At 37.3% G+C, this 17,731-nt stretch carries 13 protein-coding genes and 1 pseudogene; 5 read left to right on the forward strand and 9 right to left on the reverse strand.

All coding sequences use genetic code 11. The features are described 5' to 3' along the window. Window positions 1-4: 4 nt before the first annotated feature. Window positions 5-2,206, forward strand: a complete 2,202-nt coding sequence (locus QYB95_RS04565) for a YhgE/Pip domain-containing protein (protein WP_301136988.1) — start codon at window positions 5-7, stop codon at window positions 2,204-2,206. A gap of 547 nt (window positions 2,207-2,753) precedes the next feature. On the opposite strand, the gene putP is transcribed toward QYB95_RS04565, so the two are convergent. The 5 genes from putP to QYB95_RS04590 form a co-directional block, all read right to left on the reverse strand. Further along, complete coding sequence (gene putP, locus QYB95_RS04570) at window positions 2,754-4,223, reverse strand: sodium/proline symporter PutP (RefSeq protein ID WP_301136989.1); 1,470 nt, start codon at window positions 4,221-4,223, stop codon at window positions 2,754-2,756. Between the two features lie 342 nt (window positions 4,224-4,565). After that, on the reverse strand, window positions 4,566-6,131 hold the full coding sequence (pruA, locus tag QYB95_RS04575; protein WP_301136990.1) for an L-glutamate gamma-semialdehyde dehydrogenase: 1,566 nt from the start codon (window positions 6,129-6,131) through the stop codon (window positions 4,566-4,568). A 13-nt stretch (window positions 6,132-6,144) separates the two neighbouring features. Beyond that, a complete protein-coding gene (locus tag QYB95_RS04580; protein WP_301136991.1) occupies window positions 6,145-7,056 on the reverse strand; it encodes a proline dehydrogenase family protein in 912 nt (303 codons plus the stop codon). Between the two features lie 13 nt (window positions 7,057-7,069). Then, window positions 7,070-8,131, reverse strand: coding sequence for an ornithine cyclodeaminase family protein (locus QYB95_RS04585; protein WP_301136993.1), 1,062 nt, complete (start codon window positions 8,129-8,131; stop codon window positions 7,070-7,072). 263 nt (window positions 8,132-8,394) lie between these two features. Further along, window positions 8,395-9,252, reverse strand: a complete 858-nt coding sequence (locus tag QYB95_RS04590) for a MurR/RpiR family transcriptional regulator (RefSeq protein ID WP_301136994.1) — start codon at window positions 9,250-9,252, stop codon at window positions 8,395-8,397. Window positions 9,253-9,804: 552 nt separating this feature from the next. Here QYB95_RS04590 and QYB95_RS04595 point away from each other — a divergent pair. Both QYB95_RS04595 and QYB95_RS04600 read left to right on the forward strand, forming a co-directional pair. Beyond that, complete coding sequence (locus tag QYB95_RS04595) at window positions 9,805-10,764, forward strand: ornithine cyclodeaminase family protein (protein WP_301136995.1); 960 nt, start codon at window positions 9,805-9,807, stop codon at window positions 10,762-10,764. 34 nt (window positions 10,765-10,798) lie between these two features. Next, entirely contained in the window at window positions 10,799-12,439 is a 1,641-nt protein-coding gene (locus tag QYB95_RS04600; protein ID WP_301136997.1) for a BCCT family transporter, read from the forward strand. A 116-nt stretch (window positions 12,440-12,555) separates the two neighbouring features. On the opposite strand, the gene QYB95_RS04605 is transcribed toward QYB95_RS04600, so the two are convergent. The 3 genes from QYB95_RS04605 to nhaC all read right to left on the reverse strand — a co-directional run bounded on the left by QYB95_RS04605 (window position 12,556) and on the right by nhaC (window position 16,105). Continuing rightward, on the reverse strand, window positions 12,556-13,806 hold the full coding sequence (locus QYB95_RS04605) for a TolB family protein (protein WP_301136998.1): 1,251 nt from the start codon (window positions 13,804-13,806) through the stop codon (window positions 12,556-12,558). A gap of 233 nt (window positions 13,807-14,039) precedes the next feature. After that, window positions 14,040-14,528 carry a YjdJ family protein gene (locus QYB95_RS04610; RefSeq protein ID WP_301136999.1) on the reverse strand — a complete coding sequence of 163 codons (489 nt, stop codon included), beginning with the start codon at window positions 14,526-14,528 and terminating at the stop codon, window positions 14,040-14,042. A 200-nt stretch (window positions 14,529-14,728) separates the two neighbouring features. Beyond that, window positions 14,729-16,105 carry a Na+/H+ antiporter NhaC gene (nhaC, locus tag QYB95_RS04615; RefSeq protein WP_301137001.1) on the reverse strand — a complete coding sequence of 459 codons (1,377 nt, stop codon included), beginning with the start codon at window positions 16,103-16,105 and terminating at the stop codon, window positions 14,729-14,731. 91 nt (window positions 16,106-16,196) lie between these two features. On the opposite strand from nhaC, the gene QYB95_RS19290 reads away from it, so the two are divergent. After that, window positions 16,197-16,334: a DUF4822 domain-containing protein gene (locus tag QYB95_RS19290; RefSeq protein ID WP_425609172.1), complete on the forward strand. Its 138-nt coding sequence runs from the start codon at window positions 16,197-16,199 to the stop codon at window positions 16,332-16,334. Between the two features lie 373 nt (window positions 16,335-16,707). Here QYB95_RS19290 and QYB95_RS04620 read toward each other — a convergent pair whose 3' ends face one another. After that, window positions 16,708-17,136 carry a GlcG/HbpS family heme-binding protein gene (locus QYB95_RS04620; protein ID WP_301137002.1) on the reverse strand — a complete coding sequence of 143 codons (429 nt, stop codon included), beginning with the start codon at window positions 17,134-17,136 and terminating at the stop codon, window positions 16,708-16,710. 155 nt (window positions 17,137-17,291) lie between these two features. On the opposite strand from QYB95_RS04620, the pseudogene QYB95_RS04625 reads away from it, so the two are divergent. Next, window positions 17,292-17,696, forward strand: a pseudogene (locus tag QYB95_RS04625) (MmyB family transcriptional regulator); the annotation flags it as partial. Between the last annotated feature and the right edge of the window lie 35 nt (window positions 17,697-17,731).

The raw sequence follows: 17,731 nt of genomic DNA on the forward strand, positions 1-17,731 counted from the left end.
TCGGATGCTAAAGCAAGAGTGGAAAAATATATATAAAAATCCCTTTTTAATAGTAGTTATATTGGCAATCATACTAGTACCAATGTTATATTCTTTAGTCTTTTTATCAGCATATTGGGACCCGTATTCCAAAACTGATCATCTGCCTATCGCAGTAATTAATAACGACAATGGTGCTGAACTGGATGGCAAAACATTAAATATCGGTAATGATTTTGTAGACGGATTAAAAGAAAATGACAAATTTGATTGGAAATTTACGACCAAAGAAAAAGCTATGGAAGGACTAAATAATGAAGACTATTACATGGTAATAGAGATTCCAAGTGATTTCTCAGAAAATGCTTCAACATTACTTGATGAAAATCCACAGAAGATGAAGTTGAGCTATTATACAAATCCCGGAAAAAACTATTCAGGCTCTCAAATTAGCGCTAGTGCAATTAAGGAAATAAACACAAGTATTTCAAAGGAAGTCACTGAACAGTATGCGGATACGGTTTTTAAAAGTTTTAAAGAAGTCGGCAATGGTATGCAGGATGCAAGTGACGGTGCCAAAAAGGTAAACGATGGGGTTAACCAGCTTGCAAACGGGACAACAACATTAAACGAAAACTTGAAGAAATTAAAAGAAAGCACCTTAGATTTTAAAAATGGAGCAGCCACATTACAATCAGGTACTGTAGCGGTTGCCAATGGCATTAAACAATCCAGTGATGGAGCAAACGAGTTAAACACTGGTATTGAAACAGTCTCGGATGGAGCTAATTCATTAAGAACAGGAGCCAGCGACCTTCATACTGGACTACAGGGTTTATCGGAAGCCGGCAAAGAGCTAGAGGATGGATTCAATCAATTATCCAATGGGAACAATCAATTGGCTATCGGATTAAAAGAATCCGTTGATGGGACAATGGAACTTCAAGACAATATTGTTCAATATACTAATAGCATTTCCTCTGTAAATAGCTCTATTCAAAACGTAACTAATGAAATCTCTGCATTAAGTAAGAGTGAATCTACCTCCCAGGAGGATTTACAAAAAGTGCTTGTTCAACTTCAAACAATTGCACAATCAATGGACCAATTAAATCAAGGTGGGCAACAGATTCATACAAATTATTCCCAACTTGCAGAGGGTCAAAATAAATTATATACAGCTTCAGGTAGTCTTATAAACGGGCAGAATGAATTCAGCTCTAATTTTGCCTTATTTAATAGTAAACTTGGTGAAGCCGAAGCCGGTTCACAAAATCTGACGCAAGGAAGTAATGATTTAGTTAACGGTTTAGAAAAGATAAGCGATGGAAGTTCTGCATTAGCTGCTGGTCTAGAACAATTGAACTCAGGCGGCAATGAACTGGTTGATGGTGTTCAACAATTAAACAACGGTTCCGACCAGCTATATAATGGTTCAGAAAAGTTAGCAGCCGGATCGGATGAATTAGTAACAGGAACAAACGACCTTTCGGATGGAACAAGTGAGCTTCAGCACTCATTGAAGGATGGTGCCGACGAAATCAATGATCTAAATACGAACGAAGAAACAAATAGTATGTTTGCAAGTCCCGTTAATCTAGTTGCTCACAAAATTGATGATGTTAAAGATTATGGAGAGGGCCTAGCTCCATATATACTTGCGATTGGACTTTTATCGGGAGGATTAATGTTCACTTCATCCTATCCGATGAGAACAACCCTGGAAAATCCGACTTCCGGTTTTTCTTATTTCATCAGTAAATATAGTGTATTATTAGTTGTCGGTGTTTTTCAGGCCATTTTTGCCGATACAATTTTGATATACGGATTAGGGTTGGACGTGCAAAGTGAATTTTCTTTTTATGTATTTACTATTTTCACAAGTTTGACGCTTTATACAATCATACAATTCTTGACGGTAGCATTGGACAAAACAGGACAATATCTAATTTTCATCCTGCTGTTGCTTCAAATTGGAGGCAGTGCCGGAACATTTCCAAAGGTCTTAACACCAGCATTCTTCCAAGATATCAATCCTTATTTACCGTTAACTTACGCTATAAATGGCTTCAGAGAGTTAATGTCAAATACAATTGACTATGAGTACTTACTCCATCAAGCATTGATTTTGAGTGTATTTGGTGTTGTCTTTATCATACTAACTAATTTGTACTTAACTTTTACGGTAAAGAAGCAATTGAATACAAACAAAGAAATTGTTAATTAAATAGCAAATGATTAAAAGAGGAATTGCTGCATTAAGTAGCAATTCCTCTTTTAAAATTTAGAATCTTGTCTCATAATCCTGCCCTTTAAAAACCTGTTATTGAAAACGCTTATTCTACTGAATCGCAGCAATATCACCGAGCTTTGCTACCTTTCGGAGTATTTTTCCGCTTGTATCGTCGTAATACCTGGCACTTTGTTACCTTTTGATTCTGTATTCTTCTTGAATCCTCGCAATTTCAAGCGCTTTGCCACTTTTTGGAGTTGTTTCCCCCTTGAATCGTCTCAATATAAAGGTACCCACCACTTTTACGATGTTTCTTCATTACTATCCAATTGCTATTTCTTTTTTACTCACTGGTTCTTCAACAATAACTTGGGCTGGATTGTTTAGAGGTGCCTTAGTCGAATCAACATAAGTTGTGAAAATTTTTGTTCCCTTAATCTTATTGAAGAATTGGACTGCTTCATTTTGGCATTCAAATTCATAGAAAGATATACGTTGTTTTCTATACACAGCTATTAAAAAAATAAAGATCACCTCTATCTTAGATTTCACTTAGATTTACGGCTTCAAATTCCTCTACCATTTCTTTCGAAACAGTATCTTTCATAAGAGAAACAACAATCACTGCTAATAGAGATCCGAAGAAGCCTGGTATAATTTCGTATAAATAAAATGGAATAATCCCGGCCTTCGTAAGTTCACTCCAAACAATAACTGTTACACCGCCAACAATCATGCCCGCAAGAACACCATTTTTTGTTGTTTTCTTCCAGAATAACGATAGTAGTATTGCTGGACCAAATACAGCCCCAAATCCTGCCCATGCATAACCAACTAACGATAACACGGAACTTTCCGGATTGAGTGCCAAAATAGTTGCGAAGATTGAAATTGCTAGAACAGCCAAACGTGCTACCCACATCAACTCACGCTGAGAAGCATTTTTTCTGAAAAGCCCCTTATACAAATCTTCAGATAAAGCAGAAGCCGCAATAATTAACTGGGAACTAATCGTACTCATAATAGCCGATAAAACGGCGACTAATAATAAACCCGTAACCCATGGATTAAACAGCGTTTGTGCAAAAACGATAAATACTGTTTCAGGATTGGCTAGAGGGTCTCCAACAAAGTAAGCGATTCCAAAAAAGCCCGTGAAAATCGCACCTAATATGGCCGCTACATTCCAGATTGTATAGACCGATCGACCAATTGTTATATCTTTCGAGGTCGTCATGGCCATAAAGCGAACAATCACATGTGGTTGACCGAAATAGCCAAGACCCCAAGCCAATAAAGAAATAATACCCAAAGCTGTTGTTCCTGCAAAAACATCTAAATGTTCCACGGAAATACTGCCAATTGTATTGATTGCATCCTTCCAGTTCCCTAAATTAAATAAAGCTACTATAGGAATCGTTATTAGTGCAAGGAACATTAATAGACCTTGGAAGAAATCCGTCCATGCTACAGCGAAAAAACCACCGATCATTGTATAGCCGATGATCACAGCCGAACCGACGATTAGAGCTGTCTTATATGAAATGCCAAAAGTTGTTTCAAATAATACTGCCCCTCCCACTAACCCGGAAGAGATGTAAAAAGCGAAGAATATTAGGATAAAAACCGAAGCTACTATTCTCAAAGATTTTGAATGGTCCCTAAAACGATTTTCCAGAAAATCAGGCAGAGTCAAGGAATTATTCGCGACTTGTGTGTAAACCCTGATCCTTTTTCCGACATATTGCCAATTGATATATGCCCCAATTGCCAAGCCGACTCCAATCCATATCTCGGAAAGGCCACTTAAATAAACTGCGCCCGGTAGACCTAACAAAAGCCAACCACTCATATCGGATGCACCGGTACTAATTCCACCGATAAACGGTCCTAGTTGTCTACCACCAAGAATATAATCTTCTACATTGGAAGTACGTCTATATGCCAGATAGCCAATGACGAATAGAATCGCAAAATATAAAATAAACACTGTTATCGTAATCGAACTCATGAAGCATCCCTCTTTTCCAGCAGAGGATTAATATTAAGTGACTCTGATTGTACGTTTTGTTTTCGATCATTCATAACCTGTCTAAGTAAAGATATAATTGAAAACACAACAAGTAACGGCATTGGTACCAATAAAGTGAGGACACTTGCTAGAGTTAAAGAATATTCCATATCAAATTCCGCCTCTCTGATTGTACTTTCCAAAGACCTTGCGACTGGGATTCCTTACTAATACCTAGATGAATAACATCTTGAACCAAATAGCTTGATTCAAGATGTGCCTATAAGTTTGTTTTTTCTATAACAAAGTGTATCCAAGCTTATATTTTTAAAGAGTTCAATTTTAGAATTGAATCTTTTTTGTAACTAGCTTAGGTTGACTAAATAACTTCAAATAGTCATAGCTTCCTGATTTTGAGTCCGTTCCAGACATGTTGAATCCACCGAAGGGATGTACGCCGACTAAAGCACCTGTACAACGTCTATTAATATAGAGATTTCCACAGTGCATTTCTTCAGCAGCAACATCAACACGTTCTTCAACTGATGAGAAGAAGGATCCCGTCAAGCCATATTCGGTTGCATTATAAATTTCAATTGCTTCTTTCCAATCCTTGGCTTTTGCAACAGCAAGTACTGGACCAAAGATTTCTTCTTTCATAATGCGGCTCTCCTTTGTAACATCTTTGATGATCGTTGGTTCAATAAAGTAGCCTTCGCAATCAACGGGATTTCCACCAAGCACGAGTGTTCCTTCGTTTCTGCCAATCTCAATATAGTTTAATATCGACTTGTAAGCCTTTTCATCAATGACCGGCCCAACATCGCAATTATCCGAGCCTAGTCCGATTGTTAATTCTTTTGTACGCTCAACAACTTTTTCTAGCTGTTGCTCATATACATCTTCTACAACAATGAGGCGAGAACCTGCTGAACATTTTTGTCCTTGGAAACTAAAGGCTGCTTGCACGACTTCCTCAGCTACATAGTCTAAATCCGCCGTTTCATCAACAACAATTCCGTCTTTCCCACCCATTTCAGCATTTACACGCTTAATCCATTTCTGCCCTTTTGCTGTTTGAGCCGCTAACGCGTTGATGTGCAACCCGACTTCTTTGGAACCAGTAAAGCTGATGAATCTGATTTGCGGGTGTCCGGTAATGTAATCACCAATTTCGGAAGAATCACCTGGAATAAAGTTTAGTACGCCTTTTGGGAGCCCTACTTCTTCCATAATCTCCACAAACTTATATGCTATAATCGGTGTTACAGATGCCGGCTTTAATAAAACCGTATTTCCTGTTACAAGTGCTGATACAGTCAAACCAATTGTGATCGCAAATGGGAAATTCCATGGAGGAACAATGAAACCAACTCCTAAAGGAATATACTCCAAATTGTTATCTTCAGATGGAATGCGGATAAGCTTATGATCATCTTTAGATAGTTTAATAGCATTCAAAGCGTAAAAGTTCAAGAAATCAATAGCTTCCGATACTTCTGCATCCGCCTCTGCATAATTTTTTCCTGCTTCCAAAATCATGACGCTTGCCAGTTCCAGACGTTTTTCCTCTAAAACTCTTGCCGCTTTTAATAGATATTCAGCACGTTCTGATACGCTAGTTCTGGACCAAGTGTCAAAAGCACTCAATGCACTTTGGATAGCTCTTTCGGCTTCATGTTGAGATACCTTGCTAACCGAACCAATGATTTCAGAAGGGTTGGCTGGATTAATGGAAACAATTTGATTATCAGTATAGATCTTTTCACCATTAATAATGTAAGGATACTTTGTGCCATTTAGATCGCTCACTGCTTTAATAGCAGCTTCTATCGCAGTAACATTCTCCTGATTCGAAAAATCTGTATCGATTGCATTTTTAAAGCTCAATGTTTCAGTTGTTGTCATTTTGTCGCCCCCACTATTTAAATAGATTTTTTAATACAAAGGTTACATTCTCAGGACGTTCTGCTAACCGTCTCATAAAATATCCGAACCAATCAACCCCATATGGTACATAAACTCTGACTCTATAACCTTGTGAAGCCAGCAATTTTTGCAAGTCTCCTCTAATACCGTGCAGCATTTGAAATTCAAAGTTATCTTTATCGATATTGTTTTTTGCAACAAATTTTTTTACTTGTTCCACTACCCGGTCGTCATGGGTTGCAATCCCTGCATAATTCCCATTCATAAGATGCTGTTTAATCATTTCCATATAGTTTTGATCGACTTTTGCTTTATCTTGATAAGCGATGGAAGCAGGTTCTTTATAAGCTCCCTTTACTAAACGCAGATTTGCTTTATATCGATTTAGATCCTCAATATCACCTAATGTACGATGCAGGTATGCTTGAAGAACTGTCCCGATATTGTCATACTCGGCACGCAATTCTTTGTAGATATCTAAAGTAAGTTGGCAATGCGAAGAATCTTCCATTTCAATTCTGACAAATACATTATCTCTTCTAGCTCTGTTAAGAATCTTCCGTAAATTCTCCATACATAGTTCCCTGCTAATATCCAAGCCCAATGAAGTAATTTTTACCGATAAATTGCTTTGCAAATTATTTTCAGTAATTAAATCAATCGTGCGTATACAATGTCCTGTTGCGCTATCTGCCGCTTCTTTGGTGAATACATATTCACCCAGATAATTCAGCATTGTAAGCAGCCCTTGATTGTTAAGTTCTTTTACACATCTAACTGCTTCTTCTTCTTTATCACCGGCCACAAACCGGTCCGCCCCAAATTTAAGGCCGTATCTTAATGCCATTTTGTTCGCCATTTTATTTTTCGCCAAACCTTGGAAAGTACTGCTCATTACACTCATACGAATTGCCTCCTTATGACCAATGAGGTTTCTGCCATAACGGCAATGTGTTGCCAATTCCCATTTTTTTAGCATTTTGATAAACTCGGTAAGCTTCTGAAACATCATGTATCGACATACCGATCGGGTTAAAAATAATGTTTTCCTGTGGGTTTGTACGTCCTTCCACATTGCCTAACATAATGTCACTTAAATTTTTGACACGTTCGCGTTCAACCAAGCCCGCAGCTACTGCACGATAACTTACATCCACACCGTGATGTTCTACATGACTGTAATCATCAACGACAATTTTGTCGTAATGCTGTACTTCTTCAGGTGCTGTGTCCCAGAACGAAATTTCTGAGTGGAAAGCCCCTTCTTTTAACCACTCATATTTCACATAAGGGAATGTTGACATGGTTGCTGTTATAACAATGTCCGATTCGCGAATGGCTGCTTCAGCGCTATCTGCTGCTATTACTGAGACGTTTAATTCCTTTTCCATTTCCTCTGCGAACTGCTGAGTCTTTTCCATATTCAAATCGAATACTTTAATTAGTTTAATATTTTTCATTGCACACGTAATCGCCATAAGCTGTGTACGACTTTGAACACCTGCGCCAATGATTCCCACTGTTTCCGAATCAGGGTTTGCAAGATATTTAGCCGCAATGCCGGTTGCTGCACCTGTTCGCATTGCACTGACTAATGTTCCGTCCATGATGGCTAACGGGAATCCATTTTCGGGATCTGTCAGTACAATAATTGCAGAGGCACGAGGTTGACCTAGTTTTTTTGGATTTTCCGGCATACTCGGAATCCATTTCAATCCAGCAACGTTTAACTCGCCACCGATATAGGAAGGCATCGTCATAATACGTCCACGTGTTTCTTCTGTTTCTGGACCACCCCAGCGAATGACAGGTTTGGCAGGTTGAATCACCTCATTTTTACCATGAAGCTCAAATGATTTTTGAATAGCCTCAAGAGTCCCATTCATATCCAACCCTCCAGCAGCGATACAGTCTTCTTGCGACAAATAGATAAAATCTACTTTTTTGTCAATAGACACAATTTCTTCTGTTTTAATCAATATATCCAACACCTTTCTGTATTTTCTGAAAACTATAAAAATAATTTAACATTCGTTAAGGAATTTGTAAACCTTTTTATTTTAAAAAAGATTAAAAATTCCTTTTTAATTTAATAAAAAAAGCATTCTATGATGCTTCTATATGATTGATGGGATGCTGCACTAAAAATATCCCTAACATAAAACATTTTGGAAAGTAATTTGCAAAGAACAAGAACATAACATTTACATCCATAGAAAATTAGAAGCATTCATTAATGCTTCTAGATGATTGTCTCTGATTCTTTTAATGTTTTGACAAGTTCTTTAATCTTTTTTAACGAGACTTCGGAATTCTTTTTTCCTAATTCCAGAACAATAGCTTCTATGAGTGCAAACACCGGTAAAATAGAATAATATTTCCGAGAAACTTCAACTTGCAAGATACATTCCGCAAATGGAACAAGCGGACAGGATAACTGATCGGTAAATAAGATTATGGGAACCTCTTTTTCTTTAAGTATCTTGGCCATTTCCAGTGTTTTCTTTATATATGGCTCGAAACTAAATAGAACCAATACCTCATCTTTATCAAATTGCAGCACTTTGTCAAATACCGATTCACTGTCGTTGCTCAGCTGATAGACATTGGGCATATATTCCCCCAGCAATAGCTCCAGATATTGTGCAGTTGCTTTATATGGTCTGGCCCCATAAATATTGATTTTTCTAACGGAATTCAATAATTGAATGGCCTTAGTGAAGTTTTCAATCAAATTTGCATTTAATGAGTGGGCCAGATTATTTATCCCCTCTTCCCAAACTTGATGAATCGATTGAAATTGGTTATCTTCATTTGAAGAATCACTGAAAGATTTTTGGACATCATCCCATTTATTGATCGTGTCTACTTGTAGGTTATAAAACTCTTTTCTAAAATCCGAGAAATTTTGGTATCCTAAATCTTTCGTTAACCTCATGACAGTAGTCGTACCTACATTTGCTTTTAAGGCCAACTCTTTTACAGTTAAAATTCCAATATCCTGGCGGTTTGCTAGTAAATAATCACATAAAATCTTTTGTTTTTTTGGCAGTTCAGCTTTTATTTTTAATAACTCGTCAACGATGTTATGGTTTTTCATTCAATTACCCTCCTCGAGTTCAATCTTCAACAAAAAGCTCATATTCTCTTAGATTTTGCAGCATATTCACTTTTTCTATTTCCATCAACTTCTGAAAAAAAGTGCTGTTCCCCTCTATTAAAACTATGGATTCATACCTTTCATAGGGGATTTGTTTCTTTCTATTCACTTTCTATAAGAGATTGTATCATAACCTTTTTGTAAATAAGACAAATTTATACAAATGAGCAAATAACCTGTTTCTAAATAAATTCGTTTTATCCTTTCGTTTAACTTTTGGAAGTGTATTGATTGAACCCAAAAGTTTCTATAAGCTCGTGAAAAGTTCATTTTTTATAAAAACAACTTTGTGTCTCAAAGTAGATATTCAGTTCATTATTTAGAATATTTATTCTATTTACTTAAAAAAAGGTTTACAAATTCCTTTTGCGCCATTATATTTTATTTAAAGGTTCAGAAAACTCAGAAAACGAACTTACCCCTTTAAATTCATTTCCACAATAATCATACGAAATATGAATAATTAATTCAGAATGTTAAGGAGGAAATGGTATGTTGCAGATTACAGAGAAGCAAGTTCAAGATTCAATTACTATGGAGATGGCGTTGCCTGTACTTAGAAAGGCTTATGAAGATTGTATGGAAGGTGAAATTTACGCTGGGGGCAGAATTTTTACGCCTGTACGTGGACAAGAAAATGTTGGACAATGGTTAGTTGCAAATTGTACAAATCAACCCTATTTTGGTTCTAAATTTTCATCTGTTTTTCCCCAAAATGTAAAAAAAGGCTTGCCGAGTGTTATTTCTAAAGTTAGTTTGTACTCTGCACTAACAGGTGAACTTCATGCTTTAATCGATGCAAATTATTTAACTGCCATTAAAACTGGAGGCAGTGCGGCAATTGCTACGGATTTAATGTCAAAAAAAGATGCAGGTAAACTGGGGATTATTGGTACTGGACTTCAAGCGTTTTCACAGGTTCTCGCTATTCAAGAAGTGAGAAAGATTACAGAATTATATGTTTATGATGTAATGCCTGAAAGAGTAGATCGATTTATTGAGCAAATTGAGACGGTTAAGAATAGTCCTTATAAAATTATTGCGGCTGGCACTGCAAATGAATGTGTTGCTCAAAGTGACATTATTTGCACCTGTACTACTTCACTTACTCCTGTATTCGAGGGTAGTTACGTTAAACCCGGCACCCATATCAATGCAATTGGATCATTTACTTCTTTTATGCAAGAAATTGATGAAGAAACCGTACTTAGATCTGATAAGGTAACTACAGAACACATGGAAGGTTTATGGGATGCAGCAGGTGATATCATTATTCCTTTAGAGAAAGGATTAATTTCAAAAGACAAAGTTAATGGAACAGTCGGAGATATCTTAACAGGCACGATTTTAGGACGCGAAAATGATCAAGAAATCACTCTTTATGAAAGTGTAGGTTCAGGCGTTTTGGATATTGCTCTTTCGATCGCAATCTACGAGAAATTCAGGAAATAGAAACTACTAATCTATTAGACGAGGAGTGGATTAATTGGAAGTTCATAAAAAAGACTCATGGAAAATACGGATGAACTGGCCTGTTTTCTGGATTTCCAGCGGATTTCTGTTTGCATTCATCATCGCCTGCTTGATAAACAAGGATGTAACCTATAGTGCTGTAGGAGCAGCTTACAACTTCGTGGGCGTCTATTTTGGCGGAGTGCTTCAGCTGTTAATGGTCGTGTTTTGGATCATTGCCGTCGTTATTGCTTTTTCCAAGTGGGGAAATATACGAATCGGAGGCAAAAATGCCAAGCGAGAAGTGAAGAACATCAGCTGGTATGCAATCATTATCACGACGATGCTAGCAGCTGGGGGGGTATTCTTTGCAGCAGCGGAACCGCTTGCACATTTTTTATCACTTCCTCAGCATTTCTCTAGCATTCAGTCCGGTACCAAGGAAGCTGCGGTTTATGCAACGGCTCAAAGCTACCTGCATTGGGGTTTTCTGGTGTGGGGTGCGACTGCATTCTGCATCCCTTTGCTGGTTTATGTCAAGGAGATTAAAAATCTGCCCATGCGTCCAAGCTCCATGCTATATCTAGCTTTGGGCAAAAATAGTGTCCATGGCTGGTCTGGCAAGCTGCTGGACGGTCTGGCCCTTATCGGTGTTGCGGCAGGTACCATAGGACCAGTGGGATTTCTGGGACTGCAATTATCTTTTGCACTCCAGGATCTTTGGGGCATACCTAATACCGTCCCCATACAGATGATCATTATCATCGGGTCTACTGTAATGTTCATCGTAGCTGTTTCCACCGGACTAATGAAAGGAATGGACTTCCTAGCCCGATTGACGATTTATCTCAGTGGGATCATGGTAGTTGTTATGCTGTTGTTTGGAAATGTAGTGTTCGTAGCAGATACTTTTGTAGAAAGTTATGGTGTGTATTTAAAGGAATTCCTCCATATGGCTTTATCACGCTCTGATGTTACATGGTTGAGTGGCTGGACTGTTTTTTACGAGGCATGGTTCCTTAGCTTCGGTCCTTCCATGGCCGTGCTAACCATAACTCTCTCCAAGGGACGCACATTAAGGGAAGTGCTTATTGGCATTGCTCTCATTAGTCCGATTATTACCAACTTCTGGTTCTCCATTTTTGGAAGCACTACTATTGCGCTTGAATTACAGACACCGGGAAGCATCTCCAACGTTTTCAGTCAATTCGGAATGCCTTCGGTACTGATTACGGTGATAAACCAGTTTCCTCTGTCCATTATCTGGATACCACTTGTCCTAATTCTTGTGGTTCTGTATCTGGTTACTACCGGTGCTGGTGTTGCCTACAGTATGGCCGTACAAGCTACCGGCAAGGAGGTTCCACATATCTGGGTGCGCATCCTGTACAGCGTACTAATTGGAGTCGTTGCGATGTTACTGGTTTGGATAGGCGGAGACAGCGCCATGAACACTCTGCAAAGTTTCATGGTAATAGCGGGAGTTCCTCTTCTCCTATTCTACATTTTATTAATACCTGGTATGATCAGGGCTGCAAAGGGACTATATAGGAGCGAGAAACATAGGATAGACAATGAGGACAGCTTCATTAAGGAAGAACATGTGGATAATAAGAATCCCTTACCACTTGAGGTAAATCCTACAGGAGATAAAGATCCCGTAAGAACGACATAAAAGGTAATTTTTAATATAAACTATTTTTAACAGTCAGGCTGAATGGTCAATTAACTAAACGAACACTATTGATAATTGAGGCAGTCCGATACATTCAACGTATAGGATTGCCTTGTTTAATATCCATATACACTTGTTTCTTGGGGGCTTTTTACCGATGTAAAAAACGTTGGTGCGTTATCTACATCTCTAAGCCAGATATGCTCTTGACCATTTAAAGCATTTTTTACCCATACATCACCTTTAGTTTCCCCTGCACTTTTTCGAAACCAAGTAAGATAAGGTCCAACAACTTGAGGATCTTCGTCAAATTCATTTTCCCTTGGAAATGAGGTTTGCTTCTGCTCTCCTGATCTTATATTTATAGCGTAAAGTGAAGTGAACATAGTTGGTACAGGTCCTTCCTTCCACTCCTTGTTCTCTTTCGCACGGGCCACAATTACCAAATCTTTTGAGTACCATTCCAGATCAAGGTCTACAAATCCTTTAGGTGTGTATTCTTTTTGTTGTTTAAATATTGGAATTTCGGCAATCGTCATTTGCTTGTTTTCAACAAAAAATCTTCCTTCTCCCGATATATAAGCCAATTGGTTGGCCGAAGGAGCCCACTTAAACCATTCTTTATACCCCAGCATTTTTCCCACTGTTTGAAATTGTTTTCCTTGTGAAGATAAAACACTTAATGTATTACTGTCCATGGACCAAGAAGCCGTAGGAACAACTAAAAAGCTAACCCACTTCCCATCAGAACTCCACTTGAAATAATGAGCATCAATCCCAAACAAGCCAGGTTCATTAGTTTGAATCGTATAAAAAGGCTCTATCTTATCTATAGCAAGATTTGCATCTACCGGAATTCTATAAAGCTGGATTGGACTCCATCCTGTAGGAAGCAGGTTAGATTGCGATGAAACAATAAACTCTTTCCCGTTCGGAAACCATTCAAAGCCACTAACACCTAATGAGACATTTTCAAAACCTTGCGGCCGGCCATTTTTTATTTTTGTCACATTTAAAATACCTTGGTCTGTGTAGGCCATTTGATTCTTGTTGGGGGACCATTTAAAGTCGGATGTTACGACCCTTATATAAGGTTGGTAGCTTTCTTTCTCCTTTGTATCATAAATGAATAAATCCGATTTTCCGCCCTTTTCATCACCATCAATAAATCCAATGAAACGGCCGTCATAAGACCATTTCGGAGAATACACATATCGGTCCTTCGTAAGTTGAATTTCTTGACCACCCTTTTTGAGCCATAACTGATGATCACGAATAAATACAGCTGTTAGTCGGGCTTCTGCACTTGCTATTGGCGAAAAATGAAACCAGATCAGAGTGAGCAGTAATAAAATCCGAATTTTCACTTCAATCTCTCCTACAAAAATGATTTAACAAATCATATTTTGCTCAAATAAATAACAACTATCCTACGCATCCAATCACTTTCTTGATCACCCGATTCTATCCGTTCATCTACCCGTTCTTTTAGTAACATGTAAAGCTCCTCCCCAGATAAACCAATATTGTACCTATATAAATAAAAATTCACGGATAATTAATGCGTTATCAAATTATTATCCTTAATGTGCTTATAATTCTACATTTCAAATGTATTACCAGCCAACTTATGCTTTCGAAATTTTGACCATACCAGAGCTGCAACTTCCATAAATAAAAGTCCCCCTAGTGAAGTAATCCAGAAATAAATATCCCCTCCACTAGTAGTAGAATTAAATGTTAGACCGCTAATGGATAGCATTATAAAACTTATTGTTCCTAAAAATCCTATTGCCCATTTCGAGTTGCTTTTTATCAAATAAAAACCAGTTACGCTCAGTATATATAGTAAACTAATAATCATTATAGTCGGAAATAGCGGTTGAAATTTAACTGCATAAACAAAAAAATCGAGTTGACTAATATCTGCACCATTCGAAATTTCTATGTTAAACAACTTTGTAAACGGTGTAGAATACCTCCACTCAAGAGTATTTTCAGTAATGGCACTTCCTTCATACCAAGCTATAAAGGATGTCACCACAAAAATAAAGATTCCAATTAAGAGCTGCAATACATATTTAAACAATTTCCCTCACCCCATATATGCTATTTATTACCAAGACGAACTTCTAATTTTTTTGTTTCACTAATTATTACAAGGTTTCCAGCCAAATATACTCTACGTATTTTAATTGATCCCATTAGCTGGTCGACCTTTCTTCACTTCCACTAAAAAAAAAGTAGTACAAACCATGGCCTTGGTTTGTACTACTACTGTTAGTATGTTTAATTTCTTGTGATTGTCAGATTCAACCATCCAAATATTATTGTAAGGACGGGACTCAGCAAGCAAAAGAACGCAAAAGGCAGATAGTCGATTACGGAAACGTCAAGCATCGAGGCAATAAATAAACCACAAACACTCCAAGGAACAAGCGGATTAACGACTGTCCCCGCATCTTCCATTACCCGGCTTAAATTTTTCGGATGTAAGCCTAGTTCTCTATATTGTTGCTTAAAGGCTTCCCCAGTTAATAAAATCGATAAATACTGTTCTCCCACTACTATATTAATACCAATTGCAGTAAAAGCCGTCCCAGTAATCAATGCACCAACTGATTTTAATAAACCTTCAATTTTGCTAAGCAATGTTTGAATAATACCTAAAGCAAATAATAACCCACCCATGCTCAGGCTAAGCACCACAAGCATAATTGTAAAGAACATGCTACTGATACCACCACGAGTTAAGAGTGAATCAATTACTTCAACCCCTGTTTCAGAAACATATCCACTATATAAAATTGCACTGTAATCACTAACTGATAAAGACGTATGAAAAATAGATAAGAAAAGTGCTGCTAGGGAACTAACTATAAGTGTTAAAAATGCCGGCATTTTTTTGAATGTGCAAACAATCAACACTAGCAGTGGCACAATTGCATACCAATGCACAAAATTTGCAGCTTGTAAACTATCCTGATAGAACGCAACGGTCGTGTTATTTACTTCTGCAACTGAAGGTGATAAAGCAGCATATAGTACACCGCTAATTAAAAACGCAGGAATCGTTGTCCAACACATATTTTTAATATGGTCAAATAAATCAATATTGACGATGCTCGCTGCTAGATTTGTCGTATCTGACAATGGAGACATTTTATCGCCAAAAAATGCTCCGGATACAATAGCGCCAGCCGTCAAGACAAGCGATGCATCAATGGCTCCTGCAATACTTACAAAAGCAACCCCAATCGTGGCTACAGTCGTCAATGAACTACCAATTGCTGTACCGATAATTGCTGTAATGATAAATACAATCGCATAAAAGAAACTAGCCGATACGAGAGAAAAACCAATATATAAAAGCGTTGGTATTGTACCGCTTACAATCCAGCTACTAATCAGGATACCTATTAAAAAGAAGATATAAATAGCTCCTATTCCTGAAAAGACTCCAGATCTCATACTTTCTTCCAACACTTTAAATGGCACACGTTTTAGCAAACCGTAAAAAATGAGAAGAATCATAGATAAAAGAATAGGGATATGTGGTGCAGCACCAAGCTTGCCTATCGCAATTGAAATGATTGAAATAACTATTATTACAATGAGTAGTGCTTCGAATACTGACGGTTTTGTTTTTGCTTCAATAGAAAACATTTGCTTACTCCTAGATGATATAATTTCACGCTTTAAACTTCAACGCTTCAACGCAATGAAGTAGATTATCATTCTAGCACATATTTGCTAAATGTCAATATCCTTAGCGGAGAAAAAATATGGAACTATTCTAGAAGCTACTGTATTAAATGATAATAAATTTACTTATAAACGAATAGGAAAAGCTTTCTCAATTACAGTAGAACATATTCCTTATCCAAGAGAATAGAAGAGTTTACTCAGTACTACTGTGTTTTCTACAACTAACATCTCCTGGTTTGCGTAAATCTTTTCTATACTTTTAAATGTGGCAGAAAAATTAGAAAGCTGCTTACCTTGTAAGCAGCTTTCTTTGTTTTAGTATGTTGTTCCCTGGCTTTTAAATTATCTTAAGGAAACTAAATGTGCCTTATATTTACCCAGCTATTTCACTCAAATGATATATATCAAATAACAAAACAACAAATTTCCTAATTTGAAGCTGTAGCTTATATTAGTGAAAACGATTAGTATCCTTTTAGGTTTATTAATTCCCCGCTCGTATAGCGTTTTTTTGCATCTTAACTTAGCTTTGCAAGTTCCTCAAATAATTTCTTTTTCAATTATTTATTATTCCAGGTATATGTCATGTTTTGAAATGCTTGAACCGCTGCGTTTGCTACTTCGATGTCTTGTGCACTTGTTGCTCCGCTGACACCAATGCCTCCGATGACTTTATTCTGGTAAATAAGTGGTATGCCGCCTCCTAGAATAACTATTCTACCTTGATTCGTAGTATTGATCCCAAATGACGGACTACCAGGTTGAGCTGCCTTAACTAGATTTTCTGTAGGTATTTGTAAAGCAACACTAGTCCAAGCCTTATTGATAGCTATATCGATCCCTGCAATTTTCGCATTATCCATACGGTGAAATGCGATTAGATTTCCTCCCTCATCAACTAATGCAATATCTTCTTTTATTCCCATGGACATTGCTTGTTTTTCCGCTTCATTTAATAACGCTTTAGCTAGCGCTAAAGAAATAATCAATACTCTCTCCCCTTTTAAGTAATAATAATGTATTAAATGAGGTTGAAGTAATTATTGTTACATCTTAAACAACTACCGTTTCTACCAAGGCTATTAAGTAGGTGGGATTTCTAAAAAAGTAAAAGAGTAGACTGAAAAAAATGGTGATATGGAACATTCCGAATGATGAAAGAAATCTGATTCGTTTAGTATTTACCAGAAAAGAATTCAAAGCTTTGGCCGTTAATTGGGAACATTTTGCTAAAGGATTTCTTGCTATCTTCCGTACGTATTATGGACACTATTTAGGAGATGAATGGTACAGCCAATTTATCGAAGAGCTTAGTCATTCACATTCAGAATTTGAGGATTTATGGCAAGAAAGTCAGGTGAGTAAGGCGCCAGAAATGGTTATTGAGTTCCGACATGCCAAAGCAGGAAAAATGCTGTTTAATTTAACTTCTCTTCAAGTTCAAGGTGATCTGGATTTACGGTGCAGTATTTATACACCTGTTGAGGAAACGGGCACAGAAAAGAAATTAAAGCGATTAATGAAGAGGGTTTCTAATGAAAAAGACTAATGCATTTACTCTATAAAGGAATCCTTTACTAAAAA

Origin of the sequence: Ureibacillus aquaedulcis (assembly GCF_030418165.1) — a bacterium.
Lineage (GTDB): Bacteria > Bacillota > Bacilli > Bacillales_A > Planococcaceae > Ureibacillus > Ureibacillus aquaedulcis.

What these genes read in the sequence shown, in the direction of transcription:
- QYB95_RS04580 (WP_301136991.1), bottom strand. Translation starts at nt 7,056, where the DNA reads ATGAGTGTAATGAGCAGTACTTTCCAAGGTTTGGCGAAAAATAAAATG.
- nhaC (WP_301137001.1), bottom strand. Translation starts at nt 16,105, where the DNA reads ATGTTTTCTATTGAAGCAAAAACAAAACCGTCAGTATTCGAAGCACTA.
- QYB95_RS19290 (WP_425609172.1), top strand. Translation starts at nt 16,197, where the DNA reads ATGTCAATATCCTTAGCGGAGAAAAAATATGGAACTATTCTAGAAGCT.
- QYB95_RS04565 (WP_301136988.1), top strand. Translation starts at nt 5, where the DNA reads ATGCTAAAGCAAGAGTGGAAAAATATATATAAAAATCCCTTTTTAATA.
- pruA (WP_301136990.1), bottom strand. Translation starts at nt 6,131, where the DNA reads ATGACAACAACTGAAACATTGAGCTTTAAAAATGCAATCGATACAGAT.
- putP (WP_301136989.1), bottom strand. Translation starts at nt 4,223, where the DNA reads ATGAGTTCGATTACGATAACAGTGTTTATTTTATATTTTGCGATTCTA.
- QYB95_RS04590 (WP_301136994.1), bottom strand. Translation starts at nt 9,252, where the DNA reads ATGAAAAACCATAACATCGTTGACGAGTTATTAAAAATAAAAGCTGAA.
- QYB95_RS04595 (WP_301136995.1), top strand. Translation starts at nt 9,805, where the DNA reads ATGTTGCAGATTACAGAGAAGCAAGTTCAAGATTCAATTACTATGGAG.